Below are 26,257 nucleotides of genomic sequence, written 5' to 3'. Positions count from 1 at the left end.
ACCTCTCTATTCGTCGGCAGCGTCAGATGTGTATAAGAGACAGCTATAAAGCCGAGAAATATATAATCTTAATATCTTCGATTTTTATTTAGCTTAAATCCGGGGGGATTTCATTAAAGCAGAGCAGAGTAGTTCAAAAATCGGAAAAGAAATAATCGGACAGCCGTTCCCTGAAATCACATCAAAATCACTTGCAGGTAGGGTTGTTACCCTTCCGGGGGCAGTGAAGGGAAAGGTGGCACTCATCTGTATTGCTTTTGTGCGAAGTTCACAGAGCATGATCGACTCCTGGGCTCAACCTTTTGAGCAGGAGTTCAGAAAAAACAGCATTTTTACGGTCTACGAAGTCCCGATGATAAACAAAGGCTGGAAGGTCTTCTCCTGGATGATTGATTCCGGAATGAGAGGAGGGATACCTGTGGAAAAACATGATAACGTGGTCACCTTTTATGGGGACTATTCCAGCTACCAGGAAGCCCTTGGAATGGAAAATACAAACCTTGCCTACGTTTTTTTACTGGACCCTGAAGGTATTGTCCGCTGGAAAGGGCAGGGATATGCCAGCCCTAAAACCGAAAAAGAACTTATCAACACTGCAATGACTCTCAAATGAGAGTGAATTTCAAGTAAAAGGAAGGGAGAATGAAGGGAACAAAGATAATACTTGGATTTTTTGTTTTTGTTGTCCTTATTTTTGCAGCTTATGCCGTCCTGAGAACCGTGCCGATTGATAACTGCGGGGAAAACGGGACAGGACCGGCCTGCATCGAGCTCCAGCCCGGTTTTTCCATTGATTATTACGCCGAAAATGTTGAAGGGGCAAGGTCCATGGCCCTCAGTCCAAACGGGACGCTTTTTGTAGGAAGCCTTAACACTGGAAAAGTCTATGCCATCCCTGACCGGAATGGGGACAATAAAACCGATGAGGTAATTGTGCTTGCCGAGGGCCTGGATATGCCAAATGGGGTGGCATTCATGAACGGTTCCCTGTATGTAGCCGAAGTTTCCAGGGTGAGCCGCTATGACGACATTGAAGCCAGGCTTGAAACCCCGCCTGAGCCAGTCGTGGTCAACGAAGATTTCCCATCCGACCGCTTACACGGCTGGAAATACATCAAATTCGGTCCCGATGGAAAACTGTACGTGCCTGTGGGGATGCCGTGTAATGTCTGCGAAGGGGAAGACGAGCGTTATGGAACGATCATGCGGATGGAGCCGGACGGGAGCCAGCTCGAAATCTTTGCAAGAGGGATAAGGAATACGGTCGGTTTTGCCTGGCACCCTGAAACCGAAGAATTATGGTTTACTGACAACGGCAGGGACTGGCTTGGGGATGATTCACCTCCGGACGAACTCAACAGGGCGCCTGAACCAGGGATGCATTTCGGCTTTCCCTATTGCCATGCAGGCGATATCCCTGATCCGGAATTTGGAGGACTCAGGAACTGCTCCGAGTTCACGCCGCCTGAGGTAAAACTGGGCCCTCATGTGGCCTCCCTTGGGATGACCTTTTACACAGGCACGATGTTCCCTGAAGAATACAGGAACCAGATCTTTATTGCCGAGCACGGCTCCTGGAACAGGAAAATTCCCATAGGGTACAGGGTTACTCTGGTCAGGCTGGAAAACGGAACCCCTGTAAGTTATGAGCCTTTTGCCGAAGGCTGGCTCCAGGGGCTTGCAGCCTGGGGAAGGCCTGTGGATGTCCTTGTAATGCCTGACGGAGCTTTGCTTGTGTCGGATGATAAAAATAATGCCATCTACAGGATCAGTTACAGCTGATCCGAATACCTTGCAAACGCGTCAGAGGAGCTAGTTAATAATCCCTTCATAAAAAGTTCCAATGTTTGTAAAAATACTTATGATTATACATCATACACAGTAAGCAGGGGGAATAAATTGTTATCTAAAATTCCTATAGATCTTAAGAATGTATCTGAAGACGAGATCGACAAAGAAATCCTCAGAGCCGGCATTATTGCCGAGCTTGATGCCGTAAACCTTTACGAGCAGATGGCTGCTCTTACCAAAAATGATAATATAAGAGCAGTACTGCTGGATATAGCAAAGGAAGAAAAAACGCACGTTGGGGAGTTTCAGGCGCTTTTACTTCGGTTCGATACTCAGCAAAAGGAGGAACTTGAAGCCGGAGCCGAAGAAGTAGAAGAAGAGCTGTCCAAATAAACAGTCCGAGGAAAAGTTGTCCGGATAAAAAGTAGAATGAAGAGTTGTCCGGATAAAAAATAGGATAAATCCTCTGATTTTTAAGCTTCGAACTTTCTCTGGATGATATAAAGATTCCAGGGAAAGTCCTTACTTAACTATTTTAACTTTTATTTGGAAATTGTTTTGCTTTTATTACCGTATCAATTTCCTTTAATACGGATTTCTATTTTATGTGTTCTACGTTAAGTGTTTATTTCAATATTGATTCCCTGCAATAAACTCCTCAATCATACGGTATGCCTCATCATCCGGATACTGTTTTGGAGGGTGTTTCATGAAATATGCAGATGGCTGATAAAGAATTCCGCCTTTTCCCCTATCAAGTGCCAGTTTACAGCATCTGATAGCGTCAATTACAACCCCGGCAGAATTCGGAGAGTCTTCTACCGAAAGCCGGAGTTCGAGATTCATTGGTACATCCCCAAAGAGTTTTCCTTCCATACGCAGGAAGCAGACTTTGTTGTCTTTCTGCCAGGAAACATAGTCACTAGGACCCACGTGGATATTTCCGTTTTCAAGCCTCTCGGAAAGCACGGACTGAACGGCTTCGGTTTTCGAGATTTTTTTGGATACAAGCCGGTCCCGGTTTAGCATATTAAGGAAATCAGTATTTCCACCGGTGTTAAGCTGGTATGTCCTTTCCAGCTTTACGCCCCGTTTTCTGAAAAGGTCGGCAAGAGTCCTGTGAACTATGGTCGCTCCGAGCTGGGACTTGATGTCATCGCCAATGATTGGAAGCTTCTTTTCTTCAAAGCGTTTTGCCCATTCTGGATTGCTCGCAATAAAAACAGGCATGTTGTTGATAAAGGCACATCCGGCTTCAAGGGCGCATTCGGCATAAAAACGGGCAGCTTCTTCGGAACCTACAGGCATGTAATTTACAAGGATCTCGGCTCCTGAATTCTGCAGGATGCTTACGATATCCTCTTTTGTCGCACCCTCGCCTTCCACAGGCAGGAACCTGCATTCCTCAGGGTAATTGATAAGGTGTTCGGAACAGCCGTCCAGAACCCTTCCCAGGCTTACCTTAACACCTGTTTTCGGCACATCCGGACAGAAAGCAGCTGTGCAGTTCGGAAGAGAAAATATTGCTTCTGATACGTCCTTTCCAACCTTCCTCCTGTCAATATCAAAAGCTGCTGCCACATCAATGTCATATGGGAAGTAGCCTCCAAGATCCTGATGCATCAGACCGATTGCATCTGCATCCTCTTTTTTTCTGTAATACTCAATCCCCTGCAGAAGAGAACTTGCACAGTTCCCAACTCCTGCAATGGCAATTTTTATTCTATCTTTACCTGCCATTGAAACCCCCCAAATAAGCTCAATAATAGTATCAGATATCTTAATTCCCAGGTTATCTTAATTCCCAGGTTATCTTAATTCCCAGATTGTCTGAATTTCCCGGTTATCTTAATTCCCAGGTTGTCTGAATTTCCCGGTTATCTTAATTCTCAAGTTGTCTTTATTTCCCGGTTATCTTAATTCCCAGGTTATCTTAATTCCTCAGTCCCCTATTTATCTGCAGTTCCCAAAGCCAATCGCCAGAGTGTACCCCATCCAGGACAAGGAATGAAAACTGTGATGCCTCTTATCTTATGAAGAAAATACTATAAAAAACGTTTTACAAAAAAAAGAATTAATGTGATACTGTATATCCAGCTTTTATATGCGGTTTTAGCTATTCCATGATGTTTAAGGCTCTTATACCTTTTAGAATCAATTTATGCTCTTAACAGGAGACTTTAACAAAATCCAGTAATAAGAAGCATTACAGGTTGCTATAGACTTACAGGTTTATCCAGAGCACCAAAAGAAGGTGAATTCCAATAAAAGCCGGCACAGAGTACCTGAACATGGGCTTCTGGGTTTTATGCCTGAACTGCATCATTCCGAGCCATGCACCGATCGGCCCGAAAAGGGAAATCGTCAGCAGGGTCTTTTCCGAGATTCGCCACATTTCCTTTTTTGCTTTATATTTGTCCAGCCCATAAAGGGCAAATGAAGCTGCGTTAAGGACAGCATAGACGATAGGGAAAAGAAGGTAAACAGTCTCTGTCATGGAAAAGAATTCTCCGTAATAATAATTAAAGGCTGTGATGCTTTACAGGAAATAGTTTATCCTTAATTCGATCTCATTTTTGTGTCAATGCTGTCAGAAAACGAAAAATAAAATGAGAATGGATATCTAAGATCAGAGGATTGGAGATCTAAGGTCAGAAGATTGGAGATCTAAGGTCAGAGGATTGGATATTAAGTTCAGAAGATTGGAGATCTAAGGTCAGAGGATTGGAGATCTAAGGTCAGAGGATTGGAGATCTAAGGTCAGAGGATCGGATATCGGTCGTGTCTGTGAGCTATTGATCAATTCAGAAAAAGCGAGTACATCTCCCGTATTTGAGGAATATGTACAGAGGTTCTTGTGCTTACGGATTTCAATAACTCACTTTCATTACCTTAATTCGTGAATTTGCCCACAACGCATATTGGATTTGATTTTGTACTTCAAGTGCGTAAGTCCTAAAATATTATTCTCCATTAACTAAAAGCATCTGGTTTGCCTGTCTTCTATAAGTTCTTATTCCTAAGCCAACAAATAAGTAAAGAATTGAAGTAATAATCCCAATGATTGGTGAAATAAGAATTTCTTTTCCTGCTACAATGCTGATATAACCTGATATAACTAAAGGATTTACTAGCGAATCCTCTACAGTATGTAATACAACACACGGCCAAATTGATTTTGTTACCCTAAAAAGCTCAACATACATCACCGTCCAGCATATTATTGTTATAATAAGAACAATGAAAAATATAGCTCGGCTGACAGGTAACACTGCTTGGATATCTGTTTCAGGTAAAAAGACCAGACAATATGGAGCATGCCAGATTCCCCAAAGACTGCCAACAATGAGATATATCTTCCAATCATTAAGATTTAATTTGACGAGTTGTGAAGTTAGATAACCATAAAAAGGAGCCCCATCAAAAATATTTTTAATAAAAGTAAATGACAGAGTACTGGAAAACAGCAAAATAAAAGGTCTGAGGTCGAATGCTGATAAGTCAATCCATTTTGTTGTAGCCCCGATTATCAGAACGATTGCTGTTACAACAGGAAAAATCAAAACAGCAATCAAGTACCATTTTATGTTTCCTTTGAAATTCGGCTTGAAACCAAAATCATTCCAATTGCCCTTTGAAAATATAGTGATTGCAATTGCAGTCAGCATAGGCAATACCAACCATATCCCCAGACCAAGAGAATCTCCCTCTGGTTGCTCGGGAAGGACAGAGTCTACAAGAATACCTATCCACCCACTGAGAACAACAACAACAATAAACACAACAACATTGCGAATAACTTTTGTGTCCATATAAACCTCCCATTTAGCAAATATAAATACTCTTTATTACGAAATATCTTTTGATTGAAACTTAATTGTACTATTAATTGTGCTATTAATTGTGCTATTATTACTAAATTCAGTACTTCGCTAAAATCCGGTCTTGGGGATCAGTTACTGAAAACCGCAATCATAAGGGTGGTTTTCAAATTTATGCAAAAAGGAAAATGTGCCAGTTTTACCCGAATTACTCAATAACTCACGGACAGTACCCGGATATCTAAGTCAGGGGATTTGAGATCTAATTCAGAGGATTGGATATGGATCCAAACGAACAGGAAGGTTTTCAGGCGCCGGAAAATCAAGATAATAACCATAAAAGCCTGGTTTCGCCTCCTCCACTTGTCTTGAAGGCGGGCCGTTACCTTCCAACCCTTATTTTCCTGGGGCTGGCTGTTCATCTGATCCTTCCCCAGCTTGCTTCAGTTGAAGAGTCCCTTCAGGTTATCAGGACAATGGCCCTGTGGGCCGTGCTGCTGGCTGCCCTTGCCCAGACTATAAGCTATATGGGAAGCGGCTATCTCCTGCATTCGATTGCAGTAATCGTAAACCAGAAACTCTCGGTACCCAGGGGCATACTGATAACCCTTGCTGCAGCAAGCGTCGGGCTGCTTGCAGGAGGGCCACTTGGAAATGGGGCAGCTACATACCGCTGGGTACGGAAACAGGGCGTCAGCGCCGAAGGTTCGGGGCTTGCAGGCACCCTGCCCACCCTTTTTAACAACACAATATTAGTAATACTGGGAATTGTCGGAATACTCCGGCTGCTGGCAGTACGCGAGCTTTCCTCCACCCAGATCCTTGCCTTTCTCCTGATCCTTAGTGGGCTGGGCCTGGGCATTGCAGCAGTAAGCTGGGGAAAACGCCACAGGGATGGGTTCACATCCGGAGCTGTCAGGGAAGCTGCCTTTTTTTACAGGGTCCTGCACAGGCCCTATACCCCGAAGGCAACTGAAACCACAGTCTGCCGTATGTTTGCAGCCCTCGACCTGCTCGAAAAAGGGGGATGGAAGCGCCCGGCCATGGGGGCAGCACTTACCGCCAGCTTTGATATGCTGACCCTTTACTTTTTCTTCATAGCTGCCGGAAACCCAATAGGCCCGAGCGTCCTGCTTGTAGGATATGGCCTGCCCCTGCTTTTCGGGAGATTGGCTTTTCTCCTTCCCGGTGGGGTAGGGATTGTGGAAAGCACTATGGCGGCCCTGTACACAGGCCTGGGAGTGCCGGGTCCGATAGCAGTTGTGGCCGTTCTCAGCTACAGGATTTTTTCGTTCTGGATCCCCACATTAATCGGCTTTCCGATTGCATTTTACTTGCAGAATAGATGAAGTTTGTGAAAATTTCTATCCTGTAAAAATTTCCATTCTATGAAAATTCTACTATTTGATTTGAATTTTAGATAATTGTAAATCTGGCTGTTATCAACCTGGTTAAAAATGAGTTTTTCTTTATATTTCCAGACTGCGGAGAACATTGGATGAAACCGCCATTCCCATGCAGGTGTCCAGTGTTGTTGAGGACATCATTCCTATTACCTTCCCTCCCTGTACGACAGGAGAACCGCTATCCTCCGGCTCCGGCATATCATGGCACTGGAAACCCAGGAAAAGCAGTGAAGCTCCGGAATTAACCACCCTGCAATAATGGATAGTACGGGTGTCATTGACAAGCTCAGCCAGCTCCAGCTCTGCCGGGCTGCCAAATTCGGTGATTTCAACTGCAGTGCCAGGAGGAAACTCTATCAGGGCTAAGTTATGGTCTTTCAAGATTCGCGTAACAACAAGTTTCATTCCATTAACTGTTAGATGGTCACCTTCCCCCCGGAATATATGGGAAACCGTAACCATGTAAAGCACTCCTTTGAGCGAGATTACAGCGCCGATAGTACCGCGCTTTCCGTTGTGAAGAAAAGAACTGCCTGCTTTTATCATAAGCTTTCGCCAACCTGCCGGTTTCTTCTGGACATAGTTTTTCTTCCGGGCATAGTTAATTGTATTTCCGGAGTTTACGTTAAATAGGGTTTCAATTATATTTAACGTTAGATATTAACAGGGGGTTGATCAGAGTCTATCAGATTCTTTAACGTTCCCCTTAATCCTGGGGATTATCCTGTGAACCCGTTTTTGGTACTCCCGGTATTCATCACCGAACTGTGCAACCAGCCTGCTTTCCCAGTGCAGGGACCCAAGAAACAGATAGATGGTGGTCAAAAGGTATATGACAAGCAGATTGACGGTCATAATGGGAGTAAGCAATATCGTGACCATCCCCGAGAGCAGGAAAGGATCCCTTACCCACCGGTAAATGCCCCGGATCTTCAGGGCGTCTGCTTCGGAAGCCTGCGGGCCGGATAGCTGCGAGCTTATTTTGAACCTGTGCGGAGCATCACGAAAAGCCATGGGGGCAAGCATTCCGGCAATCAACTGCCCACCGACCATCAGCCAGCGCCAGGGCGAAGGTATTTTGTAGAGAACCCGCCCCGGATTTTTGTAGAGCTGATAGACAAGCGGCAATATCGTCAGCACCGCGGTAAGGCTGTATGCCGGCAGATAGAGCATTTCTGCTCTGGGACCAGCAACTCTCATGACAAAGCGTTTGAAGGGCAGGCTCGCAGTCAGGCTGTGAATAAATGCAAATGCTACCAGAGAAATAACAGCAGTAATTTTGGAAGAAACCAATTCCAGAAGTCCCCCTTATTTTATTTATATAGCTTATATTTCCACACCAGTATGAAAAGTTTACTTATAATGCCTTAAAAATATTAGAAGTGCAGGGAATTGCAGGCAATTATTTTTTCATTTCTTAGAAATTAATCTATACCGAGTTTTTTATTGAGTCAACTTTCAATAAAATGATTGTACGTTATTCTCGCAAAACAGCGTTGTGTTTTTTCGCCTTTACCTTTCGCCTTTACCTTTCGCCTTTACCTTTCGCCTTTACCTATTACCTCCGAATCTTGTGCAGGCAATGAAATTCGAACCCACTAAATTTACTACCCTTCCCAACCCGAACAGTTCACTCAACAATATTTATATGTGGGAAGGCTTACAGTACAGTTTGATTTTTCCAAACATTTTATATTACTCATAAGATTACTTAACATAGCATGACATGTAGAGACATGGCACCCATGCATTAAAATTTACAACTGGAGAACAGTTTTACAAATCCAAAGAAGGTCCTTTTAATGAAATACTGGCAGCCGAAATATGAAACAATGGATCCCGAAGAAATGAAGAGACTACAGCTGAAACGCCTGCAGCACAGTGCAAAGCTGGTCTATGACAATGTTCCTTTCTACAGGCAGAAGTTCAAAGAGGCTGGAGTCGCTCCCGAGGATATCAAAACCCTTGAGGACGTCCGGAAACTGCCTTTCACACGCAAAACAGACCTTCGGGACAACTATCCATTCGGCCTTTTTGCTGCAAAGAAAGAGGACATCGTGCGCATCCACGCCTCCTCAGGGACCAGCGGGAAGCCCACGGTTGTCGGATATACTGCAAAAGACATTGAGACCTGGTCAGACCTGATCGCCCGGAGCCTTACAATGATAGGGCTTACAAAAGGCGATGTGATCCAGAACTCCATGAACTACGGCCTTTTTACCGGAGGCATGGGCTTCCACTACGGCGTAGAGAGGATGGGAGCCATGGTCGTGCCGGCAGCAACAGGCAACACCGCCCGCCAGCTTGAGATGATGATCGACTTCGGGGTAACCGCAGTCCACTGCACCCCTTCCTACGCTTTCTACCTCGCAGAGACCGCAGAAGAGCTTGGCCTCATAGACAAACTCTCCTTAAAAGCAGCCATTTTCGGAGGCGAACCCTGGTCGGAAAACACCAGAAAACAGCTTGAAAAGCGCCTGAACCTCAAAGCCTATGACTGTTACGGCCTCTCAGAAATGATGGGGCCCGGCGTCGGCTTCGAGTGCCAGGAACAGAACGGCCTGCATATCTGGAACGACAACTTCCTTGTCGAAGTCCTGGATAAAAACGGAGAACAGGTATCCGAAGGCGAAAAAGGCGAACTCGTCTTAACCTCCCTCAACAAGGAAGGCTTCTGCAACATAAGATACCGCACAGGTGACATGACCCGCCTCCTTGAGTCCGAATGCGACTGCGGTCGTACTACAACCAGGATCTCCCGCCTGCTCGGCAGAGTAGACGACATGATGATCGTCCGCGGAATCAACGTCTTCCCCTCCCAGATCCAGGACGTCATCTCCCGAATCCCTCAGGTAAGCGAACATTTCCAGTTAATCCTTGACCGGAACAGACACATGCTCGATGAACTCACAGTAGAAGTCGAACTCGAAGAAAACGCCTTCACCGGCGACCTCAAAGACCTCAAAGCTATCCAGGACCACGTCCAGCGGGAACTCAAATCCGTCCTCAACATCCGCACAAACGTCGAACTCCTTGAGAAAGGCAGCATCGAAAGGACCACAGGAAAGGCAAAGAGGATCATCGACAGAAGGCCGCAGATCTGAGCCACCCGAAGCTTTAAATTATTGTTTAGTAACTTAAATAATCAGGGAATTTTTATTCTCTGATTTTCCTTTAACTCTTTTTTGCGTCCGTTAAACCAAATTTCAATTCCTTTTTCCAAAAAGCATCCGGTTTGAAGTACTGCTGATTAGTACCCCGAGCAACCTCCCGCTCGACGCAGGAGAGCGGCCTTTCCGTGAAGTCTGCAAAAAAGATGGAATCCTCGAATTTTATCAAAGGAAGCTCTGAAAAAAGCTGAAACCTAAAATTTTTTCATTTCAACCATTCTAAGCAACAAAAAGGTATTATAAAATACAGCTCTGGCATTGTAGATCTAAAAAATGAAGATATGTGTTTGCAGGTAACACATATCAGCCAGAGCTTGAATTTGCCTTAATATCCCGTTCCTCTTACCTTAACTCATTGGGTCGAACTTTATAGCCCGATCGTATACGATCTCTGAGTAGGCTGGCCCGGTTTTTGTAGAGTTTTCCATGTAGGCCCTCCAGGCAATGAAAAGCGGTTGATCCGGCTCTATGCCGTGAACTCCCACACCAGAGGGAACCTCATAGCAGTATGGATCATCTTCACTGCAGTTCCTGGCTAGCTTGTAGACATAAAGGTATTTCGCATTGGGATTGTCAGGGAGATATTCCTCAGCAGACCCGCTGAAATCTGCGTCTGTGATTGCTCTGACACCATTCCACACATCAGCTCCGTATATTGCGAAGTTTGAGTACGTCGCCTTTCCTGTGGCTACATGGTTAACCCCATAGACGATTATGAATTCATTGGTATCGTTGCCCAGAGTAATTGCCGGGTCTTGCAGGAAAGGATAGTACTGTGAGGTGTTAAAGAAAGGAGGTGTCGGCGAAGAGACCATCTGGTTTGCTGTCCATAGATAGCATGCATCGTTGTTAGGACCTACAGCGTTAATTCCTCTCTGAATAGCGTCACTCCCTACAGGAACTGCCTGACTGGTCGGAAGCTCTGTGGCATTCGATTCGTTATATTTATCAAGAATCGCAATCTTTAGCTCTTCGAGATCATCCGTAAGCTCAAACTCTGTTTGCCCGGTTCCGCGGACCCTTAGCTCCGGATAATCATACGGGTCAAGTTCCACAGTTTCGTTGGGAGTAATCCGGAAAACAGTTGCAGGTGTATTATTTATGTAATCATCACCAGCCTGCGTGTCATTGAGTAAGGCTGGGCGGACAAATGCGGCAAATGTATCGGAGTTATTCTCCAGACCCATGTTTAATATGGATGAGGGAAGCATCTGGGTGTTGGTTATGTTATCCGAATACCCCACTGATTGGGCAGCAGCCCGGATGCGTTGATCAATGCCTCTGTCGGCCGTAATGATTATTACCGTGGTTTGATTGAAAGGATTTCCAGGCTGTCCATCTGGTGTCCCTTCGGTTTTGATAACCAGGCTGTTCAACGTATCTGCTATATTGGAAAAGAGCCATCTTTTCTCATTCCCATATGTCCTGTGCATAATGTAATTATCGTAACTGAAGTACCTGCATTCCGGCGGTGTTCTTCCCACGAAAACAACAGCTTCATCAGGACCAAGGTTCCAGAACGGAGTTGTATTCCCGCTCATCCCGAGTGTACTTGTTAATTTAGAAATCCGTTCATCTACTTCATGACCAGATGCCGCTGGAACAAAAAATGCCACATATTTTGTGGTGGGATTGTTTCCGTATGCAGAAGGCAATACTCCTTCCTCTAATAACTTGATTAGATCAAAGTATCCCAGCTCACCGTCCTGTACAGTGAATCCGTTCTGTTCTAAAGCCTGTCGAAAAGCCTCCGAATCAGATGTTTCATTCTGCGCGAGGCCAGTTCCTGTTAATATTGTGAACAAAATGCCAAGCAGTATAACTAATATATAATTTTTCATATACCATATCCCCCTGTCAGCTATAGTTATTCTCGCAAAGAATTACACTAAAAAAGAAGAATTACACTTCGAAAAGAGAGGATCTCTTCAACATCTTCTAAGACAGTGTGCTTTTGATTCGTTCTAAAAATTAAGTGTAAACCTTTGCGACAGATAATATAATTATAATTAAATATATTAGAAATCTTGGTGGAACGTTGACTAAAATTAGAGAGTCGATCTGTTAACAGTCCACATGATTCCTTATCACCATCCTGTTTTGACTTGTTCCTATTTCGTTAAAATCAAAGTTGAGCTGGCGCACCCCGCAGCAAGCCAGCGGGGTATTCGACTGAAATAAATACTCTCCAAATGATCTTGGTAGTCCCTTATTATTTGGTTGATATTTTTTTCAAAATGCCGTAAATCTCGTGTTCTTTCTTGCTCCGCACTTCAATTTGGCTGGAGCCGCCATGTGTCCATTACACAAAAACGCAAACATTCGTTTCACTTAATACTTAATCGTGAAACATCAACCCGGTAATGGTGGACAGCCGATCAGTCTGTCGGCCCATGTTTTTTCAGCCTGATTGAGATTCGATAGCAAGGAGTCTGTTTCAGTCCTATCAGGAAGAGAGATATAACTTTGTTTTTATATGTTATCTGTAGGAAGGGGTCAGGCAAACCCCGCACAACCGGCAGAGAAAAAGTGGAATTGGATTTTGCACAAGCGGAAATTTCGCAGAAAACTATTTTTGTAACACCAGAAGAAAGAAACACTTACTTACTAATGTGCTCCTCGCCATTAATCACTATTTTCCATCCGGGGTCTAAAAACTCTGATTTCACATCTGCATAATGCAGTTTTTTATGGCAAAGTGGGCAAACAACTAATAAATTCCAGCTTTGAAGTGTTTCTGGAGCCTTTTTATTTAGCTCTATCATATGGTGGACTTCTGCATATTTTTCGCCATCTTTTTTTAAAAATCCCGGATATCCACAAATCATGCATTTATACCCATATTTCTCTTTAATGGCGTTAGATAGTAAAGAAGGTCTTTGTATTAATTCAACTATAGTTTCTTTAAATTCCGGAGTATTTCTGTATTTAATATCTAATTTTTTTAGAAGTTCATCGTAGTCCAGAGTTTTTCCTTCTTTAAACTCCTCCGGGATAATCTCCGTGCCACATGAATATACATTTACTGATTCTGAGATCCAATTCAATACTTCTTTTTCATCTTCAGATTCTATCACAGCAAAAGTTTGAACTGCGTCGTAATTCTTGGAAGTAATTTTTATTTCATTTATATCAAAAGGTTCCACAGGCCTTACGTTTTCTCCGTTAATTAGATATCGCCAGTGCTTTCCCCAGAGTTCATCGCTTAAATTGTCTACGTCTTCTTCACAGGACACAAAATTCATTATCCATCGAATTGGTTTCTGTCTAGGCAATAATGTGCTTTTCGTTTGAGCTATTAAGATTATATCTCCCGGCTTTACATGATGTGGTTTTCCATCTGTAGCATGTTTTGCGTTATTGAGAACACCTTCCATAGTTTTAGCTGAATTTTTGAAAAGTAGCATGTAATACAGGAGAACTTATTAAATTAATAAATTCTTTGATTTTGTCCAAAACGTTCTGGAAAAAACGTCTGATTGTGCATATATTTTAAAAGGCCCGGTAATAAAAAGTAACTTTTTGACAAAAATAATAGTTGTCTGGCGACTTCATGAGCTGACGGGGTGGGAAGTTTTGGCACGTAAAGAAACTTCTACCGTTGTGGTAAAAACCTGGCCAGCTGCCGGGATCTGAGCATCCTAATCTTTGAAGTAGAGTTCAATTGCTTCTTTCAGGTTCTCAATAGCTTCTTCGATTTATTCACAACAGGGTTTCCACAGCTCTATAAAAAATTCTTCCACCGGATGCCCCACTGAGAATTCCTCCTCCACATCATCCCCCACCATGAAATCCTTTACAAAAAACCTGAAACCTGCCGGGCGTTGAGAGAGAGGCCCATGGCTTGAAAAATATATTTACTCACTCATATGAGCTTGCATTCCGGGGTCCGGTTTGAGGATATTATGATTTTGGGGATTTCGTCGCGGGATAAAATAGTAGAGAACTGGATAAACGGTAGGTGGGGGAGAAAGGGGAGCAGCCCGCCGGGAAATATAATAAAACAGTTATATTCAGACGGCCCCACAAGCGGCCCCAGTTCCTCATTCTTCAACGACTTCCCAGTGTCCACCTCTGGCTGGCCCGACTCTTTTGAGGAAACCTTTTTTCTTTAATTTATAAATATTTTCTTCAGTTTTTCTTGCGGAAATGCCTACTTTATCGGAAAGTTCCCTAGCTGAAATTCGTGGATTTTCTCTAATCAAACTAAGTATTACTTCTTGATTTTGGGTTAGAGTTTCTCCGACCTTTTCTCCGACCTTTTCTCCGACCTTTTCTCTATCTCCTTCTTCACCTTCTTCAAAGTGTTTCCTCTTAAAAGTAACAATAAACTGAGTTCCAACCTCTTTAAAATCAGCATCTTGTTCCATTGAAAGGATCAGGCTTATCCCCCTGCCCCATTTTTCAATCCAGTGAATTTCATGGAAAATTTCAGCTATCAGTTCATTCCTTCGCTCAGAGACCATTTCGGTCTTGATCTGTTCGATAGTGAGCCCGCCATAAAGGAGACCTTTACTTCTGATTTCCATACGGTTTTTAAATATGGCCACATTTACGGAATCATATTCATAGTAGTCTCGGTGGCAAAAGGCATTTATGATGGCTTCTCGTATCGCTTCTTTGTTGATCTCCGGGACATCTATTCTCTTAAGGCCTTCTAGCCGCATTCCAATGTGGATATTTTTGAGGATGTATTTTTCTGCTTCCTCAATCAGATGAAACAGGTCACCTGTAAAATCCTGCATATCAATAATATAGGATGTATCACCAGTGGCAAAAACTGCGCACCTGAGTCTTGCATTAGGGAAAAAGTCCTCTGGTTTTTTGCCAAAAAGGATTACTGCGGCATTTGTTAATTTTCCGTCTTCTACGAGCTTTAATTTTTTCAGGGAATTTTCCAGCCCCTGGTACTCCTTTCCCGCTTCTTTTACAAAGAACTTGACTTTTTCTTCGCTGATGTCTTCCAGGCTTGCTTCCTTGCAAACTGCCCGATCCCACTTCAACTGATCCTTATTTTTCCTAATAATCAGATTCTCAAGTTCCTTTACACTCAGGGGCTTGTCCTCATCAGAAATGCGAATATAAGCTCTACCGTATGCAAAGTATGGCACATCATTTCCCTGAAACTCAACTTCTATACAGGGCTTTCCCTGGAATGTTACCTGTCGGATAACAGGATAAACACTTGGTTCTATATGAGCTGAAATAGCCTGAGAAATGGTCCTCAAAGTATCTGCCCCGATTTCCTGCCCCACGACGGCCCCGTCGTCCTTAATCCCAAAGTATAATTTGCCTTCCTGATGCTTGTTAAGCATTGCAGCTATTGAAATCACTGCTGGCTTTAACTGCGCGGTAGATTTCTTCAGTTCAAGGTTTTCAGACTCTTTCAGTTGGAAGTAAGAACTCATAGAAAGGACCTTCAAGATGATCTTGAGTTCTAAGATAAAGTTGAGGTCTTATAAAAGATGCGGATTACTAGAATATCGTTACTTCAAATCTAAAAAGTCCTCTTTTTCATTTGCTATTTAACACTACAGTCTGCTCTTTTATCCTCGGTCACATGAACTATACGCCACCGTTCCCGAAATTTATATCCTGAACAAACAGATTACAAAGGAAAGTTAGCAGAACATTAAACAATATAATTTTACAGTAATACATTTGGCGGACACTCGGAAGACATACCATTTCTCTTTCTTCCTAATAACGGCTGAAAATATGCAAATTTATTCACAACAGGGTTTCCACAGCACTACAAAAAAATTATTCCATCGGATGCCCCACTGAGAATTCCTCCTCCACATCATCCCCCACCATGAAACTTTTTACAAAAAACCTGAAAACTGCCGGCGTTGAGAGGGGGAGGCCCATGGCTGGAAAAATATATTTAGCCAGCATCAGGGCTCGAGATTATAGAAGTAGATCTCTAACCAGGCAAAGACGCTTGATGAGCTAAATCGAAGAATTGCTCACCTGTGAAGCAGCTTCTCGTTTGCGGTCAGGACCTCAACTCCCATGTCGCTGAAGTCCTTGTCATGAGTTACAAAAACCATGCCCTTTGTGCGGCAGATTTCTGCAAAGATGAGGTCATTGAAGTCGTATTTTCCCTGTTCAAAGAAGTGCATGATTTCAGGCAGGTCTATGACTTTTAAGTCAGGGTCGCAGGCGAGGGTATTTCGGAGGATTTTTCGGACATTTGAAGCAATGTCTTCGGCAATGGGACGGAAGCTGAGCGAGTTTCTAAACTCCTTGAACCTCGAATAATCGGTCTGCTGTTTGAACTCGATTCTTGAGAAGGCATTGATAAATTCCGAGATTATCATGCAGTTTATATAGATCGTGCCGTTTGAATCCCGGATTTCTTTTAAAACTCTGGAATATCTGGCTGACTTCTGGTCAGGCCAGCCTATAGGGCCGTAAATATAGAGCCAGATGTTGGTGTCAAAGAAATAACTCTGTTCTGCAGGATAATCATAAGTCACTGTGGAATGGACAGGAGCCGGGCTGGGCTTTACAGGCAGGGCTTTTAAAGGGCGAAGCCTCACACTGCGCCTTAACGGATAAACTACTGCGCGGTGGACACTCTTATGCATCTTCACCTCCGATCACATCCCTGAGCGCCTTTCTGCAGGAATATGCATGTTCAAAATAGCTTTTTGCCCTTTCCATGACTCTCTTGAGGATAACCTCATCTTCAGGGTCAAGATCCGTAAAAGAAAGGGTTTTTTCAATCAGCTCAGCCGGAAAAGTCCCGTAAAGCTGCCCCACAGCCGCATTCAGAAAGGCAGGCGTAAGTTCGTCAGTCTCTGCAAAAGAGAGCTCAACCTTCCGGTTTTTGCGGAAATCGTCTGCAATCCTGTCATGCACCTTCTGCCCATCACAGGCTGCAACACAGCAATTGCTTCCTGCAGTCTCAATAATTCTTACTTTCACCCTCTCTTCCGTAACCGTTCCCATAAAATCACTCCCGCATTGTGTATCAAAAGGCACAATTAGAAGCATAATTTTGAGCCGGGCACCTGGCGACAAAAACCTTCACCCCTTTTACCAGTTTCCCTTCAAAAAATTTTAATAATCCTTCTTTCCTTCAATACCTTTTAATAATTATTCTAGAACACTTTTTCCTGCTACCCTTCAATAACTTTGTCGGTTTACCTTTCAGTTGACCAAAATAGCCCCTACCACCAATAACTCTTCAATCAGCTTTTTTCTTGAAAAAAAGCCATCCTTTGTCCTCTTTTCCGTACTTTGTCCTTATCAGTACATAATCCCCTTCGAGCTCTTCCCCATGAAGCATTACAACAATTTCTTTCTCGTTACGCTTCAGAAGCTCAAAAGTACCCTTATCCCAGATCTCAACCTTGCCAGCTCCGTACTCTCCTTCAGGGATTTCTCCCTCAAAATCGGCGTATTCGAGCGGATGGTCTTCAGTCTGGATAGCAAGTCTTTTGGTACCGGCATTTTTAGGCGGCTCCTTAGGGACTGCCCAGCTTTTCAAGACCCCATCCATCTCCAGGCGAAAATCATAATGAAGGTTGGTTGCATCATGGCGCTGGACCACAAAAACAGGTTTATCGAAACTTTTTTCAAAACCATTAGCTGGAGGTTCGGAGGTCTTTTCAAAATCTCTCTTCTTCGCATATTCCTCAAGCATGGAAGATCAATAGAAAATATGGTGTTGAGGAGTATAAAGGATTATGCGGTAAACTACTCCTAGCTAAAGCATCGGAGCTTTCTGCCTTATGACCCGTAAAGCTTGAAAAAGAGGCTTATGAAGAAGATCACTGATAATTTGAAAAAGAGGCTTATGAAGAAAATCACTGAAAATCGATGAAGAAAATTCATAAAAAGTTAAAAAAAGAAGGCGCGAACTATTCTTCGTTCATTTTCTGGCAAGCGCATAGTCTACGTAGACTTGCAAAAACTCCTCATCAGTCTGCAGGAGCACGGTCTCAAACATGGCTACATGGATCTTTTCTTCCCTGGCGATGTCAAGGAGAATTGTACGGACGTCCTCATTTTTAGTCAGGTTTGCCATCTGTTCGTAGATATTGATAGCATCCAGTTCTGCAATCATTGCGGCTCTCAGGATTTCCTTATCAATGTCTTTCTGGCTGGTATTTTCTAGGTCTGCGAGTGTTTCCGAAAGCAAGATTTTACCCCCTGTAAGTATGCCCTGTAAAGGTATGGAAAGGCAAACTTAATGTTTCTTTCTATTGGGAACCACTCATTAGAAACAGGTCCTTATTTAGTGTTAAATAATAAGAAGAAAGACGGCAACAATATCGACAAATTAACTTATTTTTACCCAATAACAGAAAAAAAATATTTCGTAATGAATAAAATTTGGAGCAATAAACCCTTTCACTGTTTTTTCAAAATTTTATTTTTACATTCAACAAATATTTATACGCCCGCAAACTTATTTACTTTGAACAAAAGAGAAAATACCCAGCCTTTAGAATCTAATTTTAAGATAAAAATTCATTTTAAGGGAATATTACCTACGCAAATAACTTGAGTAGTTCAGTAATAAATATACAAAGATAGGAACGAACTTATATCTAAATTTCATAAATTAACCCCCTATAATTTTATTAAAGAGGGATTTACTGAAGAATATTAATTACACTGATGATCGTTGAAGATCCGCTTACGATTTGTATATAGTCCGGAGATTTGAATCCAGAAAAATCCCAGCGTACCAGTTACTCTGTACTATCTTGTCAGTTAACCAAAAATTGATCCTACCCGAGGCCGAGAATTCTTGAAGAAAATAAATTCCCTCCTGCTTACATTTACAATCTTATTTTCGTGCTTATTCGGCATCCCGAACTTTGCCGCCGGAAGTGTCGAAAACTTAGATCTGCCCCTGAACAATAAATCCATTTCAGAACCTGCGATTGAAATGGCTCCTCTGAACCCCGAGTTTCTGGAGCCCGGGCGGTCAGATCCGGTTGAACCCATCTCGTCTTCTGATTACGGCCACATTTCAGGTACTGGATATATACCCTCTCCGGTAAACCTCTCAGGGCTCTCAAGGCCTGTGGAAAAGCTTTTGTTTAGAGTATCAGGCCCGGAACTTCCTGCAACATATGACCTGCGTGCGGAAGGAAAGGTCACCTCTGTGAAGAACCAGGGACAGACCGGAAGCTGCTGGGCCTTTTCGAGCATTGCGTCCCTTGAATCTTACATTCTGGGGACAGAAGGAAAAACTCGAGACTTTTCCGAAAATAACATGAAAAACCTTGTTACAAAATATTATTCCGACGGTTTTGACCTTACTTCTGCTAATGGCGGAAATGCATTCATATCTATGGCGTATCTTACCCGATGGAGCGGACCCATAGACGAATCCGCAGATCCTTTTAGTGAAACTTCGATCTACTCCCCTACGGGACTTCAAGTGCAAAAACATATCCAGGAAGTGTTTTTACTGCCCAAAAGAACAGGATCTCTGGACAATCAGGTGATTAAAAAGGCACTTATGGATTACGGGGCCGTATACTCCACAATGTACTGGAACTCACTCGATTACCAGGACAAAAACTACACATATCGATACACAGGCTCAAGTGATGCCAATCACGCAATAACTCTCGTAGGCTGGAACGATTTTTTTGACCGGAACATGTTCAAACAGGTTCCTCCCGGGGACGGGGCTTTTATCGTAAAGAACAGCTGGGGAGAAACCTTTGGGGAAGAAGGATACTTCTATATTTCCTATTATGACACCAGGCTCGGATACAACGAAAACGCAGTGTTTACAGCTGCAGAAAAGGACAACTTTGACTCCATTTACCAGTATGACCCACTCGGATGGATAAACTCACTGGGGTATCCTGAATATTCAACTGCCTGGGGGGGCAATGTATTTTCTTCGGAAGGGGACGAAAAACTGGAGGCTATAGGATTCTATACTAAGGATCTTGATACGGCTTATGAGATATACGTTTATAAAAACCCGACAACTGGCCCCGTTAATCCGGAAAAGAATTTTGTTGTAAAAGAAAACGGTGTATGCCCGATGCCTGGATATCATACCCACCTGCTGAATTCGCCAGTGAGCCTGACTTCCGGGGAGAAATTTTCAGTGGTTATAAAGTTCAGCAATCCTTCCGATCCGTACCTCCTTGCAATTGAGATGCCTCTTGACAGTTACAGCAGTAAAGCACAGGCAAACCCCGGAGAAAGCTATATAAGTCAGGATGGAAACAGCTGGCAAGACCTAATATCAATATCTAAATTTTCAGAAACAAACCTTTGCATAAAAGCTTTCACAACTGTTGATGCGCTCCCAGAAGCCGAATTCTCTTCAAATGTCACCAGCTGGGTTTCTCCTCTCACAGTCCAGTTCACTGACCTCTCGAAAAATGCCTTTTCCTGGGAATGGGACTTTAACGGGGACGGAATTATGGACTCAACAGCCCGTAACCCGGTCTACACCTATACCTCATACGGAAATTATACTGTATCTCTGAATGTCAGCAACAGGAAAGGGCTCGACTCTGAGACAAAGAGCAATTACATAACAATAACTCCGCTCTCAATTCTCTCTGCAAACCCCGGGGGAAATATCACGACCTATGAAGGAGATCAGCAAGAGTTCAGTATCAGCACAAACCATAACAGTACTGTAAACTGGTACCTTAACGGAGTGGTAAAGCATTCTGAATCCGGTGTTAAAAGCAGTTCCTATTCCAACAGTGCTCCCTCGCTCGGAATTTACACTGTTGCCGCCCGCGCTGTAACAGGAAGCGAAACGGTTGTAAGCACCTGGAACTGGACAGTCCGCGACTGGAACCCCTGGGACAATTCGACCTCTCAGGAAGGAACAAACATAAGCACAGGAGAGCTTCAGGAAGCGATACATATCTATAAGAACAGTCTTCCGATCCCTGATACCGGAGCAGAACTCACGGGCGACAGGCTCATGGAACTTATAAGGCTCTGGCGCGAAGGGCCTGCAAATTGAAAAAGCAGTTTAACAACAGCCGGGAAACAGAATCCAGGTTTCCCGTTTATTTTATTAATTTTCTTTCTTAATTTATACTTCTCTCTTATTTTCTTTTTCCAGAGTCTGTTCGACTCCTTCCCCTATTTTAACATTCATAAGAAAATCGTCAACGGTTGCAAGAAGAGAACCAATTTTTTCAGAATGAAACCGCACAGCAACCCTCTCATCGCTGATTTCGCTTTCCATACTTCTCAGGTTGTCCGGGGAAAGGGCTTTCAGAATTCTGGCTGCTGACTTTCTTGACTTCGGGTCAGGGAACTCAATTGTACCTGTGATTTTCATAAATATGCCTCATGCGTTTTTTATGTTAATCCCGTGCTTTCTTTTCTTTTTGCTTTGCTTTGATTTTGCTGCTTAGCTTTCTGCCGTGTCATTTTCCGGCTTAATTTCCTTGCTTTAAATTTCCTTTACTTTGCTTTCCCACCGGCGTTTTTCCTGAGCTGGTCTCCTATGATCCGGTCTGCGATGCTCAGGAACTCCTCCGTACTTCCGAGAGGAATTGAGGCTCCGGATGCGACACTATGCCCGCCTCCACTTCCGCCGACTGCTCCTGCAGCTTCCCTGAGGGCAAAGGCAAGGTCAAGACCTTTTGATACAAGTTCGCGGGTACCCCTGGCAGAAACCTTCTGGATTCCCTCGGACTCGTTTAAACAGATGAACGGGAGTTCGGGGTGGAGGTATCTGACTACGGTTGTGGCAAGACTTCCTGTGGAAAGGGCATCAACCGTGTTGATGTACCAGATATTCTCCCCTTTGCGAATTTTTTCCACATTTTTCCGGATATCCAGGGCAAGGTTCTTTTCATGCTCCTTTGTAAGGGAGAGGGCTTCATTGACAATAGTTGAGTCTTTCAGGCAGAGAGCCAGGGCAAGCCCGTAAACCTTCTGCTTCCCGCAGGTATTCAGAATGGAGATGAAATCATAGACATTGTGCACCAGCTCCCGGTTCAGCAGGAAGATATCTCCTATGACGGCTTCAATTGCCTCGGGGCTTGCCTGTCTGACAAGTTTCAGGGCAATGGCGCTGGCAAGTTTTGATATATCTTCCGCAGACAGGTTTTCAATGTTTCCGGAGAGCCCAAGCTGGTTTAAGAATTCCGCTGCTTTCTCAGGGTAGCCGGTTATATCCAGGAAAGGTTCTGTGCTGTATGCGAGCACCTCCGCAAGGTTTCCATCCCCTACCTTCAGCCCTTTCCTGATGGATACAACTCCTGCTTTCAAGGCTTCTTCCAGAATAAAGGCATTGGCAGTCTGGAAAAGCTGCCTGTCTCCGACTGCACCTGCAATTGCCAGCCCTGCAAGGTCGAGATTTCCTGTCCCAAGTTCCCTGGCTACAAGATAGCAGGTGCCTGAAGCCGAGATATCCGTTGCCCCGTCGATTCCTACCATATGGGCGTTTACCACAGCTTTTGCAGGGGACTGCCCTACTGGCTGGTGATGGTCAAGCACCACTACGTCAGCCGCCACCTTACCTATAAGTTCAGGTTGTCCGCTGCCCATATCGCAGAAAATGACAAGTTCTCCCTGAGAGATGCTACTGTTCACTTCTTCGATCACAGACTCATCCAGTTTTCCTGCTATTGAAAGCTGGAAACGGATGCCTGCCCGCAGCAGGGCCTGGGCCATGATCCCGGCTGAAGTCAGCCCGTCAGCATCATTATGTGAAACTACGCGCACAAAGTTATGCTTCCGGATTTTATCGGCTGCATTTTTTGCAAGGTTAATCAGTTTTTCAAGCTCGCTCAAAACCCATCACTCATAAAATTTAATGTTAAAGTGAGATGGCCGGTACAGAGACCGATATATTTTAGAGATAGATATATTTCAGAGATAAATACTTAGTTGCCAGCTCACGAAAGATGCCAATCTATACTGGCTTGATAATATAAAACACAATTCCCCAAAACTGTACAGGGAATAGATCCTGATCAAAGAATAAAGAATAAAGAATAAAGAATAAAGAATAAAGAATAAAGAATAAAGAATAAGGAAAACAGTAAAAGCAAAAAGAACAGATCTGACAGACAAATGAAAAAACCCTTATATCCGTAACTAAAGCGGGTTTTTTTCCCGGGACCCGGACATACAAAATATCTCCGGGGGTCAACTTAATAAATAAGAAAGTATATAGCTAAAAGAGTAGCAGGACACCCTGCCAGCCTCGTACATCAGTAGTGTAGCGGTCATCACCGGGCGTTGCCAACGCTCGAACTCGGGTTCGAATCCCGACTGGTGTATATTTTAATAATTAATTAAGATATGTCTGCCTTCATGAGTCGTTCCAATCTATTTTTCGTTCCTTTTTTCTCTTTTTGTTATTTTTGTTCTTTTTGCTGATTTTTGGAATTTTCCAGATTAATCGGCTGGTATTACTCAGAATATCCGAAACTGGAATCTTTTGTTTTTCTCTCCTGCTCCTTGCAAAGCTGAAGCCTTCTCGTTTGCCCACAAGAAAAAATAACAGGCAAATTCCTATGGACAATTATTATTCAACATTAAATATAGTACATGTCTTATTATATTATCCTGTGACGATAATATGATTTAACTTAAGCAAATATTTGATACAGTGCGTTCAAAAAAATATTTGACACGTGGCAGAATCATAAATGAAAAATTTATGTTTAATAATGATTTTTAAAAAATTAGATATTCAAAAACCCAGGTATTTTTTAGATAACCACAAAGAGAATATAAAAATATGATTACTCAGCATTAAAAGAGTGATTCAGAAGTAATGAAAAAAATACTGGCAATTGAAGGAGTCATATCATCAGTCTAAAAACATCAGTCTAAAAAGTATGCATCATTCTAAAAAGAATGTATCCTTGTAAAAAGTATATGCTCACAGATTTAAATGTGAAGAAACATAATTTAACAAAAGACTTTTTTATGCTACAGGGGGAAATTTAAAATGAAGTATACCTTTCAGGACTCTACGGAACTTCCTGTTCAGAGGGATTTTATCCAGGATCTGCAGGACTTCATAAGGATTTCAAAAGAAGCAATACCTCTCGAAAAATCAATTATAGGGATAAAGCAGGGGAATAAGGAAGAGAAAGCAATCTCTCAGAGAAGACTCGAGGAGATAGATAAGTTCCAGAAAGACGTCATTGATTATATGGAAGAACGTGTGCAGGGAGTGGAGTCAGAGGAGATTCTTGAAATTAAAGCAAGAACAATTGAGACCTCTTCAACTGTATCCATGTTAAAAAAGAATGAAAGGCTTGAAGACATTGATAGGCTAAACAGGCAGGCACTTATGGAAGTGCAGCAGCTTGAAACCAGGATACTCGCAACCCTCAGCCCTTTTTTTGAAACAAGCATATATGGGACCGAAAATGCCTATTATGCTTCAGCTGAAGACAAAGAACTGAAAGGAAGGCAGGTAAGTTCAGTTAACGGCGTACAGTACGAGTTTGAACTGAACTTTGCGCACGGTGCACTAAAAGTTGAGGACCTTCGGGAACTCACTCTGCCTGTATGGGCAAAGAGTGGAATTCTGTCCAGGGAAGAAAAAGTAAAGAAGATGGATGTATCCGATTTCCATATTACGAATATCGAGTACGAAGGAAACAGCGTCAAAACAGTGCTTCAAGACAAGGATGCAGAGCACGTGTTCACACTCTCTGCAGATGACAGGACTTTACGGATCCTGTATGGGGACCATGATATAACAGGAGACGAAAAACTGGCTCCCCTTATAGACAGGGAAGCTCTCTATATGTTCATGGTAAAGCTCAAAGAGTTCTTCACGAAATCCGTCAAGTCCAGAAGGCTCAGGCAGGTCCTGCTGGACGGCAAAAACGCTGTTGAAGAGAACATTGTGTTTGATTGCCTGAAGCTTATAGCCGGTATATATGGGAAGCTCGTGAGGGAATGCATTGAAAGGGGATACACGAAAGGGGAAGTTACAATTAAAATGGAGGAACCTGGAAGCGTCCGGACCGAAAAATACGTTTCGAAATCTGAAGCTTCAAGCGAACTCTCAGCCATAGGAACCGAGGGTATGGAGCTTGCCCGAATCCTGGGAGTCGCCGAAGCCTGAGAAAAATTAAGCAAGCTAAGGAGACACCCGGCTGGTGCATAAGGAGAGAGAGCTTGCGTTCTGGAGTGTTCCTGTATCTGAGATGTTGCAGGAACTACAGACAGAAACTTTTCCTTTTTGCGGACGAAAAGCCCTTTCTCCGGCACGACCCAACGGATACAGTAATTATCATATCTATGATCCTTGTTATCAGTGTTCCAGGGATCTTGCAGGAAAAAATCATGCTTCTTCGAATGGTTCTTCCTTATATCCGTCCAGATTTTTGTAGTCTTCCATATTTTTAAATTCGTCATAATCTCTTCCGTCAGGGAGAAAAGGCGTGAAAAGGATAACTGAGAAGAGGAGTAGAAATGTCCCGAACATTCTGGACTGCGCCTCAAAAGTAGCATAAAACATGAAAATTCCAATCATGACCCATACAATAAAGCTCAACTGAAAAGCAATCTTTACTCTATATAAATTTTCTGCGCTCTCGCTCAAGAAACTCCCCCTGAAATATCCCATTTAAAATGATTCGGGATTGAATAAATAGCTGTTTATTTGAAAGATTTGGAGCTTTAAGCTCCATAAATTGGAGATGTTTTCAGGTTTAGAAAGGATTATCTTGGACAAGATTTCCCGATTTCAAGATGCAGATACGTAAAAATATCAGTAATAGTAGAAAAATAGTAGAACCCGGAAAAAGAAATGGAAAAGAAAGGAGAAGAAGAAATAAATAAGATTTCTGGTATCGGATTTCGAATATAAGATTTAGAATCTCAGATTCAGAGTATCAGACTCAGAGCATCAGAATCAGAATCTCAAATTCAGAATCTCAAATTCAGAATCTCAAATTCAGAGTACTTTAGGAGCGTCTAAGGCTAATCCCTGTCATTTTAATGGCGGGATACAGCCGTCAACTCTTCCATAATACGCTGTCTGACAACGTTTCTGTACATTTCAACCTATACTCTATTGTCAAGTTTTGTTCTGGAAGCTGTGAATGCTACAGAAGTCGCTTGACTT

23 protein-coding genes and 1 tRNA gene are annotated in these 26,257 nt (G+C 43.1%); 8 read left to right on the top strand and 16 right to left on the bottom strand.

What is annotated here, in order from left to right; translation table 11 throughout:
• Positions 1 to 97: 97 nt before the first annotated feature.
• From EO92_RS03075 to EO92_RS03065, 3 genes are all read left to right on the top strand, one after another.
• Positions 98 to 613: a hypothetical protein gene (locus tag EO92_RS03075; protein ID WP_369793109.1), complete on the top strand. Its 516-nt coding sequence runs from the start codon at positions 98 to 100 to the stop codon at positions 611 to 613.
• 29 nt (positions 614 to 642) lie between these two features.
• Positions 643 to 1,782 (top strand): sorbosone dehydrogenase family protein, encoded by a 1,140-nt coding sequence (locus EO92_RS03070; RefSeq protein ID WP_048169216.1) that lies wholly within the window; start codon positions 643 to 645, stop codon positions 1,780 to 1,782.
• A 117-nt stretch (positions 1,783 to 1,899) separates the two neighbouring features.
• Positions 1,900 to 2,184: a ferritin family protein gene (locus tag EO92_RS03065; RefSeq protein ID WP_048163586.1), complete on the top strand. Its 285-nt coding sequence runs from the start codon at positions 1,900 to 1,902 to the stop codon at positions 2,182 to 2,184.
• 237 nt (positions 2,185 to 2,421) lie between these two features.
• Here EO92_RS03065 and EO92_RS03060 read toward each other — a convergent pair whose 3' ends face one another.
• The 3 genes from EO92_RS03060 to EO92_RS03050 all read right to left on the bottom strand — a co-directional run bounded on the left by EO92_RS03060 (position 2,422) and on the right by EO92_RS03050 (position 5,603).
• Entirely contained in the window at positions 2,422 to 3,531 is a 1,110-nt protein-coding gene (locus tag EO92_RS03060) for an inositol-3-phosphate synthase (RefSeq protein ID WP_048169214.1), read from the bottom strand.
• A 484-nt stretch (positions 3,532 to 4,015) separates the two neighbouring features.
• A complete protein-coding gene (locus EO92_RS03055) occupies positions 4,016 to 4,288 on the bottom strand; it encodes a DUF1294 domain-containing protein (RefSeq protein ID WP_048169212.1) in 273 nt (90 codons plus the stop codon).
• A gap of 466 nt (positions 4,289 to 4,754) precedes the next feature.
• Positions 4,755 to 5,603: a type II CAAX prenyl endopeptidase Rce1 family protein gene (locus tag EO92_RS03050; protein ID WP_048169210.1), complete on the bottom strand. Its 849-nt coding sequence runs from the start codon at positions 5,601 to 5,603 to the stop codon at positions 4,755 to 4,757.
• A 290-nt stretch (positions 5,604 to 5,893) separates the two neighbouring features.
• On the opposite strand from EO92_RS03050, the gene EO92_RS03045 reads away from it, so the two are divergent.
• Complete coding sequence (locus tag EO92_RS03045; RefSeq protein ID WP_048169209.1) at positions 5,894 to 6,961, top strand: TIGR00374 family protein; 1,068 nt, start codon at positions 5,894 to 5,896, stop codon at positions 6,959 to 6,961.
• A gap of 120 nt (positions 6,962 to 7,081) precedes the next feature.
• Here the strand turns inward: EO92_RS03045 and EO92_RS03040 are convergent, their stop codons facing one another.
• The gene (locus EO92_RS03040) at positions 7,082 to 7,564 is read right to left on the bottom strand and encodes a hypothetical protein (protein WP_048169207.1); all 483 of its coding nucleotides are present in this window, start codon (positions 7,562 to 7,564) and stop codon (positions 7,082 to 7,084) included.
• A 129-nt stretch (positions 7,565 to 7,693) separates the two neighbouring features.
• Positions 7,694 to 8,311 carry an isoprenylcysteine carboxylmethyltransferase family protein gene (locus EO92_RS03035; RefSeq protein ID WP_048169205.1) on the bottom strand — a complete coding sequence of 206 codons (618 nt, stop codon included), beginning with the start codon at positions 8,309 to 8,311 and terminating at the stop codon, positions 7,694 to 7,696.
• Between the two features lie 509 nt (positions 8,312 to 8,820).
• Here EO92_RS03035 and EO92_RS03030 point away from each other — a divergent pair.
• Positions 8,821 to 10,122: a phenylacetate--CoA ligase family protein gene (locus tag EO92_RS03030; RefSeq protein WP_048169203.1), complete on the top strand. Its 1,302-nt coding sequence runs from the start codon at positions 8,821 to 8,823 to the stop codon at positions 10,120 to 10,122.
• Between the two features lie 413 nt (positions 10,123 to 10,535).
• Here EO92_RS03030 and EO92_RS03025 read toward each other — a convergent pair whose 3' ends face one another.
• The 8 genes from EO92_RS03025 to EO92_RS02985 form a co-directional block, all read right to left on the bottom strand.
• Positions 10,536 to 11,993, bottom strand: a complete 1,458-nt coding sequence (locus EO92_RS03025) for a hypothetical protein (RefSeq protein ID WP_235283148.1) — start codon at positions 11,991 to 11,993, stop codon at positions 10,536 to 10,538.
• Positions 11,994 to 12,788: 795 nt separating this feature from the next.
• Complete coding sequence (locus EO92_RS03015; RefSeq protein WP_048169197.1) at positions 12,789 to 13,595, bottom strand: HNH endonuclease; 807 nt, start codon at positions 13,593 to 13,595, stop codon at positions 12,789 to 12,791.
• A 636-nt stretch (positions 13,596 to 14,231) separates the two neighbouring features.
• Positions 14,232 to 15,596, bottom strand: coding sequence for an ATP-binding protein (locus EO92_RS03005; protein WP_048169193.1), 1,365 nt, complete (start codon positions 15,594 to 15,596; stop codon positions 14,232 to 14,234).
• A 355-nt stretch (positions 15,597 to 15,951) separates the two neighbouring features.
• Positions 15,952 to 16,086, bottom strand: coding sequence for a hypothetical protein (locus EO92_RS18725; RefSeq protein ID WP_255350319.1), 135 nt, complete (start codon positions 16,084 to 16,086; stop codon positions 15,952 to 15,954).
• Between the two features lie 71 nt (positions 16,087 to 16,157).
• Positions 16,158 to 16,781, bottom strand: a complete 624-nt coding sequence (locus EO92_RS03000) for a PIN domain-containing protein (RefSeq protein ID WP_048169191.1) — start codon at positions 16,779 to 16,781, stop codon at positions 16,158 to 16,160.
• Positions 16,774 to 17,145, bottom strand: coding sequence for an STAS-like domain-containing protein (locus EO92_RS02995; protein WP_048169220.1), 372 nt, complete (start codon positions 17,143 to 17,145; stop codon positions 16,774 to 16,776). Before EO92_RS02995 ends, EO92_RS03000 begins: the two co-directional genes overlap by 8 nt.
• A 238-nt stretch (positions 17,146 to 17,383) precedes the next feature.
• A complete protein-coding gene (locus EO92_RS02990) occupies positions 17,384 to 17,842 on the bottom strand; it encodes a DNA polymerase ligase N-terminal domain-containing protein (protein WP_048169189.1) in 459 nt (152 codons plus the stop codon).
• Positions 17,843 to 18,070: 228 nt separating this feature from the next.
• Positions 18,071 to 18,340, bottom strand: a complete 270-nt coding sequence (locus EO92_RS02985; protein WP_048169187.1) for a ferritin family protein — start codon at positions 18,338 to 18,340, stop codon at positions 18,071 to 18,073.
• Positions 18,341 to 18,955: 615 nt separating this feature from the next.
• Here EO92_RS02985 and EO92_RS02975 point away from each other — a divergent pair.
• The gene (locus EO92_RS02975; RefSeq protein WP_048169183.1) at positions 18,956 to 21,163 is read left to right on the top strand and encodes a lectin like domain-containing protein; all 2,208 of its coding nucleotides are present in this window, start codon (positions 18,956 to 18,958) and stop codon (positions 21,161 to 21,163) included.
• Positions 21,164 to 21,235: 72 nt separating this feature from the next.
• On the opposite strand, the gene EO92_RS02970 is transcribed toward EO92_RS02975, so the two are convergent.
• Together EO92_RS02970 and EO92_RS02965 are read right to left on the bottom strand one after the other, a co-directional pair.
• Entirely contained in the window at positions 21,236 to 21,487 is a 252-nt protein-coding gene (locus tag EO92_RS02970) for a KEOPS complex subunit Pcc1 (RefSeq protein ID WP_048169181.1), read from the bottom strand.
• Positions 21,488 to 21,612: 125 nt separating this feature from the next.
• A complete protein-coding gene (locus tag EO92_RS02965) occupies positions 21,613 to 22,950 on the bottom strand; it encodes a DHHA1 domain-containing protein (protein ID WP_048169179.1) in 1,338 nt (445 codons plus the stop codon).
• Between the two features lie 419 nt (positions 22,951 to 23,369).
• On the opposite strand from EO92_RS02965, the gene EO92_RS02960 reads away from it, so the two are divergent.
• Together EO92_RS02960 and EO92_RS02950 are read left to right on the top strand one after the other, a co-directional pair.
• Positions 23,370 to 23,441: transfer RNA gene (locus EO92_RS02960), tRNA-Gly, on the top strand.
• Positions 23,442 to 24,118: 677 nt separating this feature from the next.
• Positions 24,119 to 25,252 (top strand): hypothetical protein, encoded by a 1,134-nt coding sequence (locus EO92_RS02950; RefSeq protein ID WP_048169174.1) that lies wholly within the window; start codon positions 24,119 to 24,121, stop codon positions 25,250 to 25,252.
• Positions 25,253 to 25,471: 219 nt separating this feature from the next.
• On the opposite strand, the gene EO92_RS02945 is transcribed toward EO92_RS02950, so the two are convergent.
• Complete coding sequence (locus EO92_RS02945; protein WP_235283147.1) at positions 25,472 to 25,732, bottom strand: hypothetical protein; 261 nt, start codon at positions 25,730 to 25,732, stop codon at positions 25,472 to 25,474.
• Positions 25,733 to 26,257 lie beyond the last annotated feature (525 nt).

Origin of the sequence: Methanosarcina sp. 2.H.A.1B.4 (genome assembly GCF_000979385.1) — an archaeon.
Lineage (GTDB): Archaea > Halobacteriota > Methanosarcinia > Methanosarcinales > Methanosarcinaceae > Methanosarcina.
Note: the sequence above shows the minus strand (reverse complement) of the source record. Positions and strands in the feature narration are given on the sequence as shown.